The organism is Massilia sp. TWP1-3-3 (assembly GCF_049897805.1).
Lineage (GTDB): Bacteria > Pseudomonadota > Gammaproteobacteria > Burkholderiales > Burkholderiaceae_D > Telluria_A.
The window spans coordinates 23821-39695 of the sequence record NZ_JAFCWX010000023.1 but is presented as its reverse complement, the minus strand read 5'-3'; the positions used below and the strand labels follow the sequence as shown (position 1 = coordinate 39695).

Here is a 15875-nt window from a genome sequence, read left to right as displayed (position 1 = left end):
ACAAGCATGGGCGCTTCATATGATTTATCCATTTCATAAACCAATAAAATCAGGAGATACCGGATGAGCGGTACCACTAGTACGCACAAGGAAGTTGTCATTCCAGAGTTCAAGCAAATCATGGGGCACCCAAGTCCCCTGTGGATGCTGTTCATGACCGAATTCTGGGAGCGCTTCGCTTTCTACGGCATTCGCTGGGCGCTGGTTCTGTATATCGTGACCCAGTTCTACGGCGGCCAATCGGTCGGCGAGGCAGACGCCAACCTGACCTACGGTTCCTACCTGGCGCTGGTGTATGCGGGCGCCGTCTTCGGCGGCTACGTGGCCGACAAGGTGATTGGCTACCAGCGCTCGATCCTGCTGGGCGCGATCTTCATGGCCGCCGGCCTGTTCATGATCACCATGCCCAACCCGGACATCTTCAAGCTCGGTCTGGCCACCATCATCGTCGGTAACGGCATGTTCAAGCCGAACATCTCGACCATGGTCGGCAAACTGTATGCATTGAACGACACCCGCCGCGATTCCGGTTTTACGATTTTTTACATGGGTATCAACATGGGTGCGTTTTTTGCACCGATCCTGACCCAATACCTCGCGCAAAAAGTGTTCAATACGGGCGACACCCCGGCATACAAGATCGTGTTCTTCGCTGCCGGCATCGGTATGCTGATCAGCCTGGTATGGTTTTACTTTGGCCGCGCAACGCTCAAGGGCATTGGCGCACCGGAAGGCGACGCCAAGAATCCGATGCGCATGGTCATGGTCGCCATCGGCGCCTTATTCGTCATCCCGGTCATGTACTTCCTGCTCAAGGCAGGCGCCGAGCCGCTGCAATACGTACTCATGAGCCTGTTTGCCGTGCTCGCCGTCATGCTGATGGCCGAAGGCATCAAGGACGGCGCAATCGCCCGCGACAAGACCATCGCCATGATGATCATCTTCGCCTTCAACATCCTGTTCTGGGCGTTTTTCGAGCAGGCAGGCAGCTCGTTTACCTTCCTGGCCGAAAAAGTCGTCAACCGCGCCGGCGCCTTGGGCATGGAGATGTTCCCGACTGCTTACTTCCAGAGCGTGAACTCGGTCGCCGTGATCGCCTGCGCTCCGCTGATCGCCTGGATCTGGGTGGCCATGGGCAAAAAGAACGTCAACCCGTCCATTCCACGCAAATTTGGCCTGGGTATCATCTTCAACGGCCTGGCGTTTGGCTTGCTGATGTATTCGCTGACCTTCCTGGTCGATCCGACCATCGGCAAGATTCCATTCTGGACCTTGTTCGCCGTTTACTGGATTCAGTCGGTGGGCGAACTGTGTCTGTCCCCGATCGGCCTGTCGATGGTCACCAAGCTTGCGCCTGTGCGCCTGGTTGGCCTGGGCATGGGCGGCTGGTTCCTCTCGACCGGTATCGGCAATAATCTGTCGGGCATCATCGCCGGCCTGATCAGCGGCGAAACCGGCATGTCGGTACAATCGGCGCTCACCGGCTACACGCAAGGATTCTGGATCTTGATGGTAGGCGGCGTGATTCTGTTCCTGCTCGCACCGTTGATCCAGAAGCTGATGCACGGCGTGAAGTAAGTTATACGCCTGCGTTGACAACGGCGGCCTGCGGGCCGCCGTTTTTTTGGGCCGTTCTTATTTATACCGTTTGCTCGAGCGCGCGCTGCATGTCGCTCATCTCGGCCACCAGCCAGGCGCGAAAGCGCTGCACTTTGGGCATCTTTTCCTTGCGCGGGTTGACCAGGAAGCGGTAGCCGCTGCCAAACGGCGCGCTGCGGCAGTTGATCTGCTTGAGCGCGCCCTTCAGGATGTCCTGGAACGCGATCCCGTACGCCACCAATGCAATCCCCTGCCCCGCCACCGCCGCCTGCGCCAGCACGCCCCAGTGGCTGTAGCCGCGCGAGAAATCGTATTTACCCTTTGCCTTGTTTTCGTTCAGTAGCTGCAGCCACGACTCCGGCGTTTTTTCGTACAGCAGTGGAAAGTTGGGCAGGTCGGCGAGCGTGATTTCGCGCTGGCCGGGTCCCAGCAGCTCGGGGCTGTAGACGGCGATCAGGCGCTCGCGAAACAGCATGTCCGGGTCGCCCTCGCTCACCGGGCCGTAGCGCACCGCCACGTCGGTGCTGTCGTCGTCCAGGTTGACCGGCGCGTCGTTCGAATCGAGCCGGATGTCGAGCTCCGGATAGAGCTCGGTAAAGCGGTGCATGCGCGGCACCAACCACTTGATCGCGAACGAATGCGTGGTTGAGATGCGCAGCACCGATTCCTCGTCCCCGCTTTGCAGGGCACCGATCTTGGCGCGCAGTTCGCCCAGCGTGCGGCCCACGGAAATAGCCAGCTCCTGCCCTTTTTCGGTCAGCGTGATGTGGCGCGGATGGCGAATGAACAGCGCAAAGCCGACCATCTCCTCGAGGTGCTTGACTTGCTGGCTGATCGCCGCCGGCGTCTTGTGCAGTTCGAGCGCGGCCAGCTTGAAGCTGCCCCAGCGCGCAGCGCAATCGAAGTCGAGCAGGCCGGACAGGCTGCGCAAAGGCTTCATCGCGCCCCCATGCATAAGTTTTTCTTAGTCATTGCGTCAAAATTTCTCGGTTGTTCAATTAGCACACTAAGAAGAAAATATACTTCAAAACAAAAGGAAATGCCATGGGCAAGAATATATTGGTTATCGGTGGTACGCGCTACTTCGGTAAATTGCTGGTGCAGCGTCTGTTGGCCGCCGGCCACCAGGTAACGATTGCCACCCACGGGCATGCGCCCGACCCTTTTGGCAGCCGCATCACGCGCATCCGCGTCGATCGCCGCAACGAGCGCGCCATGCTGGCCGCGTTTGCCCTCGTCGATGACTACGACGTCGTCTACGACCAAATGTGCTACAGCCCGATCGACGCTGCGATTGCCGTCAAGGTTTTTGCGGGCAAGGCCAAACGCTACATCGTCGCCTCCACCATTGACGTCTACCGTAGCTTGCTGGGGCAGCAAAACACGCCTTTCGCCGAGGCTGACCTGAACGTGCTGGCCCAGCCGATCGACACGCAGTTTGCGTGGCATGATCCCAAGCTGGCCACCCAAAGCTACGTGGCGGGCAAGGTCCAGGCCGAGGCTTACCTTTACCGGGACGCGTCGCTGCCGCTGGTGACAGTGCGCATCGGCCATGTCCTGGCCGGCTCAGAAGACGTTACCGGGCGCCTGGCGCATTACGTCGACCTGGCGCGCCAGTACGGGGCGCTGCGCTATACGAATGCGGCGGCGTGCAGCTCATTTTTAAGCGCTCAGGTGATCAGCGATTTTCTGGTGTGGGCCGGCGCACAGGATTTCACCGGGCCGGTGAATGCGGCGTGCGATGGTGGTTTGTCAGCGTTCGACATTTACCAGCGCGTGGGGATGGTGCTGGACCAGCCGGTGCGGGCGCTGCCGGTCACGCAGGCCGGTGCGCCGGGAGAGCTCAGCCCGTTCGACTACCCGGCGCCGTTCATGATGGATATGAGCCGCGCAGTAGCGCTGGGGTACAAGTTCGGCCACAGCGACGAGTGGCTCGACGATTTGATTCGCCAGCACGATCTGGCGTTCGTTTAACACCGGGCATGGCGGAAACGAGCATGGCCGTTGCAGAACGAAGGGCTGAAAAGCGATAGCGCATTGCGCCATGCCGGCGCACCGTAATCATCTCCCGCGCCGCCCAATATAGTTCGTTCAACACTGAGCATGGCGGAATGCGAGCTTCGCTCTTTTCCGCCCTACGGCTATCGCAGATCATATAGCGGAAAAGTGCATGGCCGTGGCCGATCGTGGGGCGGAAAAGCGACAGCGCATTCCGCCATGCCGGCGTCACGCCACCGCTAGCTTCTCCCGCGCCACCCAATATAGTTCGTTCAACACTCAGCTTGGCGGAATGCGAGCTTCGCTCTTTTCCGCCCTACGGCCCTCGCAGATCGCATGATGCAAAAGAGCATGGCCTTCGCAGATCGTAGGGCCCAAAAGTGCATGGCCGTTGCAGAACGTAAAGCGCAAAAGCGACAGCGCATTGCGCACTGCCCGCGTCACGCCACCGTTTTCTTCTCCCGCGCCACCCAATACAGCAGCACGATGATCGCCGCATACGGCGCCATCGTCAGCAAATCGGCTCGCTCCCCCGCAAAGAACGGATTGGCCGCGCTCGCCCAGGTCGTCACGACCGCATCAAAATCGGTCATCACGCCGGCCGTAATGGCAATCACAATCCCCGCCAGGGCCCCGCCCGCAATATACCCCGACGCCAGCAGCACGCCCGAACTGCGGTCGCCCGCCGCCTGCTGTTCTTCCTCGTTCAACACCGCATTGTGCGCCAGCTTGTTGTTGCGCTTGTCGACCAGCCAGCGCACCGCGCCGCCAATGGCGATCGGCAGCGTGGACACCAGGGGCAGGTACACGCCCACCGAAAACGCCAGCGCCTGCACGCCCGCCATCTCCAGCACCACGGCAATCATCACCCCCAGCAGCACCAGCGTCCACGGCAGCTGACGGTCCAAAATCCCCTTGATAATGTACGACATCAGCACCGCCTTGGGCGCATCGAACTTGGCCACCTTGGAGCCGTCCGGACGCACTTTGTGGGTGCCGTTGATGCCCGGGTCGACCAGGTAAGCGAGCGTGCCATCATCGGCCACCAGGTACTTGCCCGCCGGGCCGCCCGCGGTATCGCCCTTTTGCCATACCTTGTAGGTCTTGCCGTCGACCCTGGCCTGCGGGCCTTGCAGCTGCGCCGTGACGGTCAGCTTGCTGGGGTCCACCTTGATGCCAGGCGCGACCTGCGCGGCCGGCACGTAGGTGGTGTTGGCGTCATTGAGCTTGAGCAGAATCGGGCCGAGGATCAGCGCCGACGCCAGCGCGCCGCACAGGATCGCATACTGCTGCAGGCGCGGCGTGGCGCCGATCAGGTAGCCGGTCTTGAGGTCTTGCGAGGTGGTGCCGGCGTTGCTGGCCGCGATGCAGACGATGGCGCCCACCGACAGCGCCGTCACGTAGTACTGGCCCCCGGTCCAGCCCATGAACAGGAAAATCAGGCAGGTAAACAGCAGCGTGGCCACCGCCATGCCGGAGATCGGGTTGGACGAGGAACCGACTTCGCCGGTCAGGCGCGACGACACGGTTGAAAACAAAAAGCCGAACACCAGGATCAGCAAGGCGCCCAGCAAATTCATGTGCAAGGGCGTGGCCACGGTGATCACGGCGATGATCGCCAGGCAGCCGATGACGACCCACTTCATTGAAATATCCTGGTCGGTGCGCAGCGTGGCGTCGGCCGACGAAGCGCCCTTGCCCATGCCGGACAAGCCCGATTTGAGTCCCTTCCAGATCATCGGCATCGCGCGCACCAGGCTGATAAGCCCACCGGCGGCCACCGCGCCGGCGCCGATATAGAGCACGTAGGCGCTGCGGATGTCGTCCGGGCTCATGTCGCGGATCAGCATGGTGCCGGGCGCCACCGGCACCGTCAGCAAGTCACCGAAAAACTTGATCATCGGGATCAAGAGCAGGTACGACAGCACGCCGCCGGCGGCCATGGTCATGGCAATGCGCGGGCCGATGATGTAGCCCACGCCCAGCAGCTCGGGCGAGACTTCGGCGCCAATCGAGCCGGCCGCCAGCGGCGAACCGAAGATGAAGTTCGACGTATCCTTCCACCCCTTGAGCGAAATATTGACGGTCTTGTACAGCAGCCCGACAAAAAAGCCGCCAAAGATGATCATCGCGCGCTGCTTGGCGTCGCGCGCGGCGTCCGAGCCTTCCTCGCGCATTTCGCCGGCGGCTGCGCGCGAGGTTTCGGTGGCGGCGGCCTTGAGCACTTCGGCGCAGGCCGTCCCTTCCGGGTACTTCAGTTCCTTGTGCTGGTCGACGATCATGGTGCGCCGCATCGGGATCATCATCAGGATGCCCAGCAGGCCACCGAGCACGCCAACGAGCATCACGCGCGAAATTTCGAGGTCGAAGCCGAGGATCATAATGGCCGGCATCGTCACGCCCAGGCCAAAGGCGATCGATTCGCCGGCTGAACCGGCGGTCTGGGTAATGCTGTTTTCAAGGATGGTCGAATCCTTGCCACCCATTTTCTTGGCCATCCCGAAAAGCGTGATCGCGATCACGGCCACGGGAATCGAGGCGCTGACCGTCAGGCCCACTTTGAGGACCAGGTACAGCGACGACGCGCCGAACACCATGCCAAGCACGATGCCCATGATAAGGGCGCGCGCGGTCATTTCGGGCAGGTGCGCCGAAGCCGGAATGTACGGCTTGAAGCCGGTGGGCGTAGGATCGAGAGGCATGGAGCTAGTTCCTGAAGTCGGGCCGCGCAATACCGCCGCACGCGCCTTGGATGATTAAAAGGGAAGCCAAAATCGTTGGATTATAATCTTCAGTACAGAGCCGTCAACAACTGTACGGCGTGAACGCGGAGAGTACCCTTTTGACAACAACAAGCAGATTCTCCTTGCGCTGGCCGACGCGGCGCGCCTTAATCATCAGCGCGGCCGCCCTGTTTGGCGCCGGCCTGCTGCTGGCATTGGGCTTGCTGGCGTATTTTTACTTCTCGATTTACCCCAAGGTGCCGGCGATCGACGCCGTCATCGACTACAAGCCCAAGATCCCGCTGCGCATTTACACGTCCGACAATGTCCTGATCGGCGAATTTGGCGAAGAGCACCGCGACTTCGTCCCCATCGCCCAGGTACCTGACCTGCAAAAAAAGGCGATCCTGGCCATCGAGGACACGCGCTTCTATGAGCACGGCGGCATCGACTGGAAGCGCGCCATGGGCGCGGCCCGCGCCAACCTGAAAGGCGGCTTTCGCCAGGGCGCATCCACCATCACCATGCAGGTGGCGCGTAATTTTTTTCTGTCGCGTGACAAGGTCATTTCACGCAAGGTCAATGAAGTGGCGCTGGCCTACAAGATAGAAGCGGCGCTCTCCAAAGACCAGATCCTGGAACTGTACGTCAACCAGATCTTCATGGGCCGGCGTTCGTACGGCTTTGGCAGCGCGGCCCAGGCCTACTTCGGCAAACCCCTGCAAAAGCTGTCGATCGCCGAGATGGCGATGCTGGCCGGGATCCCGCAAGACCCGGTGCGCCACAATCCGGCCGTCAATCCGCGCCGCGCCAAGCAGCGCCAGGAGGCGGTGCTCGCGCGCATGCGCGACGTCGGGTTCATCACGCCGGTGCAATACAGTGCGGCCGTCGCCGAGCAGGTGCGCATCGCCACCGTACGCCAGGAATTCGACGCCCACGCCGAGTTTGTCGCCGAGACGGTGCGCCAGGCGGTGTATGCCGAATTCAAGGAAGACGCCTACACCCGCGGCCTGTCCGTGATCACCACCATCAGCAAGGCCGAACAGGAAGCGGCCTACCAGTCGGTGCGCCGCAACGTACTCGATTACGACCAGCGCCACGGCTACCGCGGTCCCGAAACCTTCATCGAGCTGCCGCTGGCGGCGGAAGAGCGCGCAGACGCCATCAACGACGCCCTGCGCGCGCGCCCGGTCAGCGACTCCCTGGTGCCGGTGGTGGTCACCAGCGCCTCGCCCAAGCTGGTCACCGTGGAAAACGTCGACGGCGACAATATCGAGATCAGCGGCGACGGCTTGCGCTTTGCCGCCAGGGCGCTGGCGCCCACCGCCAAACCTGACATCAAGCTGCGCACCGGCGCCGTGATCCGCATCGCGCGCGCGCCCGACCAAAGCTGGTCGATCGTCCAGGTGCCGCAGGTGGAAGCGGCCTTTGTGGCCATCGACTTCAAGACCGGCGCTTACCGCGCACTGGTCGGCGGCTTTGACTTCAACCTCAAAAAGTACAATCACGTGATCCAGGCCTGGCGCCAGCCTGGATCGTCCATCAAGCCCTTTATCTATTCGGCCGCGCTGGAACGCGGCTACTCGCCGTCAACCCAGATCCTCGACGAGCCGCTCGATATGCCGGGCGAAAACGCCGGCGCGACCTGGTCGCCCAAGAACGACGACGGCAAGTACGACGGCAAGGTGACGATGCGCTTCGCGCTGGCGCACTCCAAGAACGTGCCCTCGGTGCGCCTGCTGCGCGCCGTCGGCGTCGACTACGCCCACATGTTCTTGCAAAAATTCGGTTTCGAGGCCGACAAGCACCCGCGCAACCTGACGCTGGCGCTGGGCACGGGGGCGGTCACGCCGCTGCAGATGGCCGACGCCTACGCCATCTTTGCCAACGGCGGCTATCAGATCAAACCCTACCTGATCGACACCGTCAAGGATGCCGGCGGCCAGGTGCTCTCGCACACGGTGCCGTCGGTGCAGGAAGAAAGCGCGCGCGTGCTCGATGCGCGCAACGCCTTTATCGTCGACAGCATGCTGCGCGACGTGACGCGCTACGGCACCGGCGCCGCCTCCACCAAGCTGCTGCGCCGCACCGACCTGGCCGGCAAGACCGGCACCACCAGCGACGCGGTCGATGGCTGGTTTGCCGGGTATGCGGGCAATGTGGTGGCGGTGTCGTGGATGGGCTACGACGATCCGCGTTCCCTGGGGGGCAAGGAATTTGGCGCCACGCTGGCCATGCCGATCTGGATCGACTATATGAAAGTGGCGCTGGCCAAGCAGAGCGTGACCGAGCGCGCCCCCCCGGAAGGCGTGGTGCGCGACGGCGACGACTGGATGTATGGCGAATACGCAGGCACCCTGGACTTTAAAGGCATCGACATCGAGCCCGCCGCTGCCGCGCCCGAGCCCGAGCAGCAGCCAATCGACCCGGAAGCGCCGCGCGAGCCACCGGTGGCGGCGGAAACCGACGTCATTGTGTTGCCGCCCGAATAAATTAATGAGTCGAAAAGCAATATTCATTAACAAATGTGCACTTCGCGTGCTAGGATGTTGGCGGTGCAAGTGGCAACCATGTCGGTTTGCAACGCCAACCCTTGGAGCTGTCCGTGTACGTTTGGAAACAACTCTCACCTTCGGTGCAGCAACAACTGGATCTGGGCATTGCATTCGGGATGACCGACGTCGGCAATGTCCGCCCTTCCAACGAAGACAATTTTTACATCGACCGTGAACTTGGCCTGCTCGCCGTGGCCGACGGCATGGGCGGCCACGAAGCGGGCGAAGTGGCCAGTTCCGACGCCTTGATCTCGCTGGCCCACTTCATCCGCGCCAGCGCCGCGCGCGAGCACGGCGAACCGATGCCTGATTTTGTGCCGAGCAACTACGACCCGGCGCTCACCGATCCCTTTGTCGATTGGAACCAGACGACCAGCGCGGCCATGACGACGCTGCACCACGCGGTGGAATTTGCCAACCAGCGCATGTACCAGATCAACCGCGGCAACCGCCGCGCCGAAGGCGGCGGTATGGGCACCACGCTGACCGGCATCTGGCAGCCAGTGCCGGACGGGCCGCAGTTCGTGTTCCATGTGGGCGATACGCGCCTGTACCGTTTTCGCCACGGCCACCTGACCCAGCTCACGCGCGACCAGACCATGTATCAGCGGGCAATTGAAGCAGGCGTTGTGCACAATCTGCCGGGGCGCAACCTGCTGTTGCAAGCGCTCGGGCCATCATCGGGAGTACGGCCCGAACTGCAGATGCAGACAACCGAGCCGGGCGACTTGTACTTGCTGTGCAGCGACGGCCTGCACGGCGCCTGCCCCGACGAACAGATTGCGGCGCTGCTGGCCGCGTCCACGGACCTGGAAACGACCTGCGCCGAACTGATCGACGCGGCCAAACGCAACCGCAGCCGCGACAACATCACTGTCGTGCTGCTGCAGTGTACACAATAAGCGGGGAACGGACGGGAGGCAGCGTTGTCCAAAAGACTGACGCCCTCCTTTCCCTTGACCCTGGAAATGTTCATGAAAAAATTGATTGCCTTAACCGTTGGCGCAGGTTTCGCGCTGGGTGCCGCAGCCACGCCCGAAAACTACATCATCGACAACAACCATACCTTTGCCCGCTTCGAATACAGCCATTTCGGCCTGTCCAGGCAGGTCAGCCACTTTGACAAGACCAGCGGCACCATCACGCTCGACCGGGCGGCCAGAACCGGCGCGGTCGAGGTGTCGATCGACGCCACTTCCGTCAATACCGGCAACGGCGAATTGAATAAGCACATCCAGGACGCTGACTTTTTCGATACGAAAAAATACCCGGCCATCACGTTCAAATCGACCAAGATGCATTTCAAGGGAGACGTACCGGCGTCGGTGGACGGCAACCTGACCGTAAAAGGCGTTACCAAACCGGTTACGCTCGACATTGCCACGCTCAAGTGCATGCCGCACCCCATGCTCAAGAAGGAAGCCTGCGGCGCGAACGCCACGACCACCATCCGCCGCAGCGACTTCAATGCCGGCAAGTACGCGCCCGGGGTCAGCGATGACGTCACCCTTTCCATTGCGGTGGAAGCGGTCAAGCAATAGTGTGGACGGACAGTGCCGCTATGTTCAAGCGGCTGCGCGAACGCCCCGATGGCAGGCAACGTCAAAGTCGCCCAGCACGGCAAACGCACTGTCGTGGCGGTCGCGCCTGTCGGGCGCCAGCAGCTTGCTCGTCAACCCGTCGAACCCCGTTCCCAGCCCAGGCACGAGCGCGGACGGCAAGGGCAAGCCCGGCTCGACGTCATCCTTGCCGCGCAGCGCAGCCTTGCCGTCAAAGGGGCGGCTCCCCGTCAATAGTTGAAACAGGACCGCACCGGCGGAAAAGAAGTCGGCCCGCACATCCAGTGCCTCGCCGCGCAATTGTTCGGGAGACATATACTGCGGCATGCCGCCCGGTCCCAGCGGTCCCGCGCCGAACCGGCGCGCGTTACCGAAGCCCGCAAGGTGCAGGTCGCCTTGCGCATCGAGCAACAAATTGGCTGGCTTGATATCGGCGTGCACCACGCCATGGGCATGCACATGCACCAGTGCCAGCAGCAGTTGCCGGAAATTGGCCAATTGCAAAGGCGCGGACGGCCCACGAATATACGTCAACGCCATCCACATTCGGCCTTCCCATTCGCCGCTGTCGAGCAGGCGGACGATATTTTCCTGGTCCAGTGCGGCCAAAACGGTGAGTTCATGCAGCAAGCGCGCGCGCTCATGCGCATTGTCCTTTTGCGCCAGCTTCAACACCACCTGGTCCTGGCGCGGCCCGCTTGCCGCGAGCCACGTACGGTTGCGCACGCTATCGCCAAGCGGCGAGAGCAAGGTGTAGGGTCCGATACTTTCAGGCTTCTTCATGGCGTAACATCCGGTTAGCGAACAACCATCATACTTAAAGACATTCCGTACGCAAACACTGCACGCCGGCAAACCGCGTTTTTGTCTCAAATCCGCCATTGGCGGGCGATCACAGCGCGACCTGGAACGCATCCTGTAGAATCTGGCGTCCCGCACCCACGATCGAGGATCACTGATGGCGTTTCAGATTGAGCACAAACTGGTGATCGGCGTCGCTTCCAGCGCCCTGTTCGACCTGACCGCGTCGCACCAGGTCTATCTTGACAGCGGACCGGACGAATACCGCAAATACCAGGAAGCGCATCTCGATACCATCCTGGGCAAGGGCGTGGCCTTCCCTTTCATCCGCCGCTTCCTGAACATCAACAAATGCTTTCCGCGCCAAAACCCGGTCGAAGTGGTGCTGTTTTCCCGCAATTCACCCGAAACCGGGCTGCGCGTGATGCGTTCGATCGCCCATTACGACCTGGACATCTCGCGCGCCGCCTTCATGACCGGCAAGTCGCCCTATACCTACCTGCCCGCCTTCAATGCCGCGCTGTTCCTGAGCGCGAACGAGGAAGACGTGCAGAGCGCCATCGCGGCCAATTATCCGGCCGGCCTGGTGCTGCCATCGCTGGTGGACGACGACAGCGACGATATCGAGCTGCGCATCGCCTTCGATTTTGACGGCGTGCTCGCCGATGATGAGTCCGAGACCATCTTCAAGCGCAACAACGACGTCAACGAGTTCCACGCGCACGAAACCAAGCACATGGCCGTGCCGCACCAGCCAGGACCGCTGGCCGACATGTTCCAGAAGCTGGCGCTGATGCAGCGCATGGAAGAGCGCGCGCAAAAGCGCGACCCGAACTACCGCAAAATTTTGCGCATCGCGATCATCACGGCGCGCAACGCGCCCTCGCATGAGCGCGTGGTCACCACGCTCAAGAGCTGGGGCGTGTCGGCCAACGAGACGTTTTTCCTGGGCGGGATGGACAAGGCGCGCGTGCTGTCGGTATTCAAGCCGCACATTTTCTTCGATGACCAGATTACCCACCTGAAATCGTCGCCCGGGGGCACCATCCCGATGGTGCACGTACCGTTCGGGATTGCGAACAGGCGAGCGCCCGCGGCGTAAATACCCGCCGCATAGGGGCCGATGTGATTTTCCCCTGTACGCTATAATGAAAGGCTACCAATTACGCCTTCTCGCCCCGCCGCCTGCATGCCCTTCGATTTAAAAAAGTCCCTCCCCAAGTCCGGCAGCCGCTTCGCGCTGCCGACCCTGTATGGCTCGGCGGACGCCTATGCGCTGGCGGTGGCCGCGCTCGCGCTCAAGGCGAACAAGCAGATGCTGGTCGTGATCGTGGCCAACGCCAGCGACGGCCAGCGCCTGCTCGACGAAATCCCCTGGTTCGCCGAAGAAAAGCTCGCCTGCCACCTGCTGCCGGACTGGGAAACGCTGCCTTACGACGCTTTCTCGCCGCACCAGGACCTGGTCTCCGAGCGTCTGGCCACGCTGTACGAAATCCAGAACGGCCATTGCGACGTGCTGCTCGTTCCGGCCACCACCGCGCTGGTGCGCCTGGCGCCGCCCTCGTTTTTGGCCGGCTACACCTTCTTTTTCAAGCAGGGCGAAAAGCTCGACGAGGCCAAGCTCAAGGCCCAGCTCACGCTGGCCGGCTACACCCATAATTCGCAGGTCATGTCGCCCGGCGAATATTCGGTGCGCGGCGGCCTGATCGACCTGTTCCCGATGGGTTCGGCCCTACCCTACCGGCTCGACCTGTTCGGCGACGAGATCGAAACCATCCGCACGTTTGATGCCGACACCCAGCGCTCGCTCTATCCGGTGCGCGAAGTGCGCCTGCTGCCGGGCCGCGAATTCCCGATGGACGACGCCGCCCGCACCACTTTCCGCAGCCGCTGGCGCGAGCGTTTCGAAGGCGACCCATCGCGCTCGGTGGTGTACAAGGACGTCAGCAGCGGCATCGCCTCGGCCGGTATCGAATACTACCTGCCGCTGTTTTTCGAACAAACCGCCACGCTGTTCGACTACCTGCCGGAAGGCGCCAACATGGCGCTGGTGGGCGACATCGACGCGGCCATCAAGCGCTTCTGGGTCGACACGGAGTCGCGCTACCGCTTCCTGAAAGCTGACCGCGACCGTCCGATTCTCGCGCCCGACGAGATTTTCCTGTCCGACGAAGCGTTTTTCACGCTGGCCAAGCCGCTCGGTCGCTGGACCATCTCCAAGGAAGCCGACCAGCAGCCTTCCGAACTGTCCGCGCCGATTCCCAACATCGCCGTCAACCGCCGCATCGAAGACCCGCTGACCAATCTGCGCGCTTTTTTGCTCCAGAGCGGCAAGCGCGTGATGATCTGCGCCGAATCGAACGGCCGGCGCGAAACGCTGCAGCAGTACTTCAATGAATACCAGCTGGCCCCCAGCCCGGTCGAAGGCTTTGCCGGCTTCATGGCCTCGAACGCCAAACTGGCGCTGGGCGTCGCTCCCTTGCAGGCCGGGTTCGAACTGACCGAAAAAAGCGCCGGCGACATCGTTTTCATCACCGAGACCGAGCTGTATGCCGGTTCCGGCCGGCGCGCCGGCAAAAAGAAGCAGGAAGGCGTCACCCAGGTCGAGTCGATGGTGCGCGACCTGTCGGAACTAAAAATCGGCGACCCGGTCGTTCACATCAACCACGGCATCGGGCGCTACATGGGCCTGACCAGCATGGACCTGGGCGAAGGCGAGACTGAGTTTTTGCACCTCGAATACGCCAAGGACACCAAGCTGTATGTGCCGGTCTCGCAGCTGCACGTCATTTCGCGTTACTCGGGCGCCACGCCCGAAGACGCGCCCTTGCACTCGCTCGGCTCCGGTCAATGGGAAAAGGCCAAGCGCAAGGCCGCCGAACAGGTGCGCGACACCGCCGCCGAACTGCTTAACCTGTACGCGCGCCGCGCGCTGCGCAAGGGCCACGCGTTCGAGTATTCGGCGCACGACTACCAGAACTTCGCCGACAGCTTCGGCTTCGAGGAAACGCCCGACCAGGCCGAGGCGATCAACAACGTCATCAAGGACATGACCGGTGGCAAACCAATGGACCGCCTGGTGTGCGGCGACGTTGGTTTTGGCAAGACCGAAGTTGCGCTGCGCGCCGCCTTCATCGCCGTCATGGGCGGCAAGCAGGTCGCCATCCTCGCGCCAACCACGCTGTTGGCCGAGCAGCACGCGCAAACCTTCGCCGACCGCTTCGCCGACTGGCCGGTGCGCATCGCCGAGCTGTCGCGTTTCAGAACCGGCAAGGAAATCAACACCGCCATCAAGGGCATGGCCGACGGCACGCTCGACATCGTCATCGGCACCCACAAGCTGCTCTCGCCCGACGTCAAGTTCGAGCGGCTGGGCCTGGTCATCATCGACGAAGAACACCGCTTCGGCGTGCGCCAGAAAGAAGCGCTCAAGGCGCTGCGCGCCGAAGTGGACGTGCTGACGCTCACGGCGACCCCGATTCCGCGCACGCTCGGCATGGCCCTGGAAGGCTTGCGCGACTTTTCGATCATCGCCACCGCGCCGCAAAAACGCCTGGCGATCAAGACGTTTGTGCGCAGCGAAGACGGCTCCATCATTCGCGAGGCCTGCCTGCGCGAACTGAAACGCGGCGGCCAGATCTACTTTTTGCACAACGAAGTGGAAACCATCCAGAACCGCATGGCGATGTTGACCGAGCTGCTGCCCGAGGCGCGCATCGGCGTGGCGCACGGCCAGATGCACGAACGCGACCTTGAAAAGGTCATGCGCGACTTCGTGGCGCAGCGCTACAACATTTTGCTGTGCACGACCATCATTGAAACCGGTATCGACGTGCCGACCGCGAACACCATCATCATGCACCGCGCCGACAAGTTCGGCCTGGCGCAGCTGCACCAGCTGCGTGGTCGCGTGGGCCGTTCGCACCACCAGGCTTACGCCTACCTGCTGGTGACCGATGTCACGGGGCTGACCAAGCAGGCGCAGCGCCGCCTGGACGCGATCCAGCAGATGGAAGAACTGGGCAGCGGCTTTTTCCTGGCGATGCACGACCTTGAAATCCGCGGGGCCGGCGAAGTGCTCGGCGAGAACCAGTCCGGCGAGATGCTTGAAATCGGCTTTCAGCTGTATTCGGACATGCTTAACGCCGCCGTACGCTCACTCAAGGCGGGCAAAGAGCCGGACCTGGCTGCGCCCCTGGCCACCACCACCGAAATCAACCTGCACGTGCCGGCGCTGCTGCCGGCCGACTTCTGCGGCGACGTGCACGAACGGCTGTCGGTCTACAAGCGGCTGGCCAACTGTGCCACCCAGGAAAAAATCGACGACATGCAGGAAGAGCTGATCGACCGCTTCGGCAAGCTGCCCGACCCGGTGCAGGCGCTGATCGAAACGCACCGCCTGCGCGTTGCGGCCAAGGCGGTGGGCATCATCAAAATCGACGCCCACAGCGAAGCGGCCAGCATGCAGTTCATGGTCAACCCGCCGATCGACTCGCTGCGCATCATCACGTTGATTCAGAAAAATCGCCATATCAAGCTGGCCGGCCAGGACAAGCTGAAGATCACCGCCAGCATGCCCGACCTGGCCGCGCGCGTGACGCAGATAAAGCAAACGATCAAATCACTACTGGGCTGACAAA

The 15875-nt window shown here is 62.1% G+C and carries 10 protein-coding genes; 7 read left to right on the top strand and 3 right to left on the bottom strand.

Annotation, left to right across the window (positions count from 1 at the left end; all coding sequences use genetic code 11):
• Positions 1-63: 63 nt before the first annotated feature.
• Entirely contained in the window at positions 64-1578 is a 1515-nt protein-coding gene (locus ACP7D4_RS19940; protein WP_426104933.1) for a peptide MFS transporter, read from the top strand.
• A gap of 61 nt (positions 1579-1639) precedes the next feature.
• Here ACP7D4_RS19940 and ACP7D4_RS19935 read toward each other — a convergent pair whose 3' ends face one another.
• Positions 1640-2539 (bottom strand): LysR substrate-binding domain-containing protein, encoded by a 900-nt coding sequence (locus ACP7D4_RS19935; RefSeq protein ID WP_426104931.1) that lies wholly within the window; start codon positions 2537-2539, stop codon positions 1640-1642.
• A gap of 104 nt (positions 2540-2643) precedes the next feature.
• On the opposite strand from ACP7D4_RS19935, the gene ACP7D4_RS19930 reads away from it, so the two are divergent.
• On the top strand, positions 2644-3573 hold the full coding sequence (locus ACP7D4_RS19930) for an NAD-dependent epimerase/dehydratase family protein (RefSeq protein WP_426210896.1): 930 nt from the start codon (positions 2644-2646) through the stop codon (positions 3571-3573).
• Positions 3574-4037: 464 nt separating this feature from the next.
• Here the strand turns inward: ACP7D4_RS19930 and ACP7D4_RS19925 are convergent, their stop codons facing one another.
• Positions 4038-6299 (bottom strand): OPT family oligopeptide transporter, encoded by a 2262-nt coding sequence (locus ACP7D4_RS19925; RefSeq protein ID WP_426210894.1) that lies wholly within the window; start codon positions 6297-6299, stop codon positions 4038-4040.
• Positions 6300-6463: 164 nt separating this feature from the next.
• Between ACP7D4_RS19925 and ACP7D4_RS19920 the strand changes: the two genes are divergently transcribed.
• The 3 genes from ACP7D4_RS19920 to ACP7D4_RS19910 all read left to right on the top strand — a co-directional run bounded on the left by ACP7D4_RS19920 (position 6464) and on the right by ACP7D4_RS19910 (position 10416).
• Positions 6464-8812, top strand: a complete 2349-nt coding sequence (locus tag ACP7D4_RS19920) for a penicillin-binding protein 1A (protein ID WP_426104926.1) — start codon at positions 6464-6466, stop codon at positions 8810-8812.
• 113 nt (positions 8813-8925) lie between these two features.
• Complete coding sequence (locus ACP7D4_RS19915; protein WP_426210892.1) at positions 8926-9777, top strand: PP2C family protein-serine/threonine phosphatase; 852 nt, start codon at positions 8926-8928, stop codon at positions 9775-9777.
• Positions 9778-9849: 72 nt separating this feature from the next.
• Entirely contained in the window at positions 9850-10416 is a 567-nt protein-coding gene (locus ACP7D4_RS19910; protein ID WP_426104923.1) for a YceI family protein, read from the top strand.
• A 24-nt stretch (positions 10417-10440) separates the two neighbouring features.
• Here the strand turns inward: ACP7D4_RS19910 and ACP7D4_RS19905 are convergent, their stop codons facing one another.
• Positions 10441-11217: a serine/threonine protein kinase gene (locus tag ACP7D4_RS19905; protein ID WP_426210890.1), complete on the bottom strand. Its 777-nt coding sequence runs from the start codon at positions 11215-11217 to the stop codon at positions 10441-10443.
• Between the two features lie 175 nt (positions 11218-11392).
• Between ACP7D4_RS19905 and ACP7D4_RS19900 the strand changes: the two genes are divergently transcribed.
• The gene (locus ACP7D4_RS19900; RefSeq protein WP_426104921.1) at positions 11393-12337 is read left to right on the top strand and encodes a 5'-nucleotidase; all 945 of its coding nucleotides are present in this window, start codon (positions 11393-11395) and stop codon (positions 12335-12337) included.
• 87 nt (positions 12338-12424) lie between these two features.
• Positions 12425-15871, top strand: coding sequence for a transcription-repair coupling factor (mfd, locus tag ACP7D4_RS19895; protein ID WP_426104919.1), 3447 nt, complete (start codon positions 12425-12427; stop codon positions 15869-15871).
• The last annotated feature ends 4 nt before the right edge of the window (positions 15872-15875 follow it).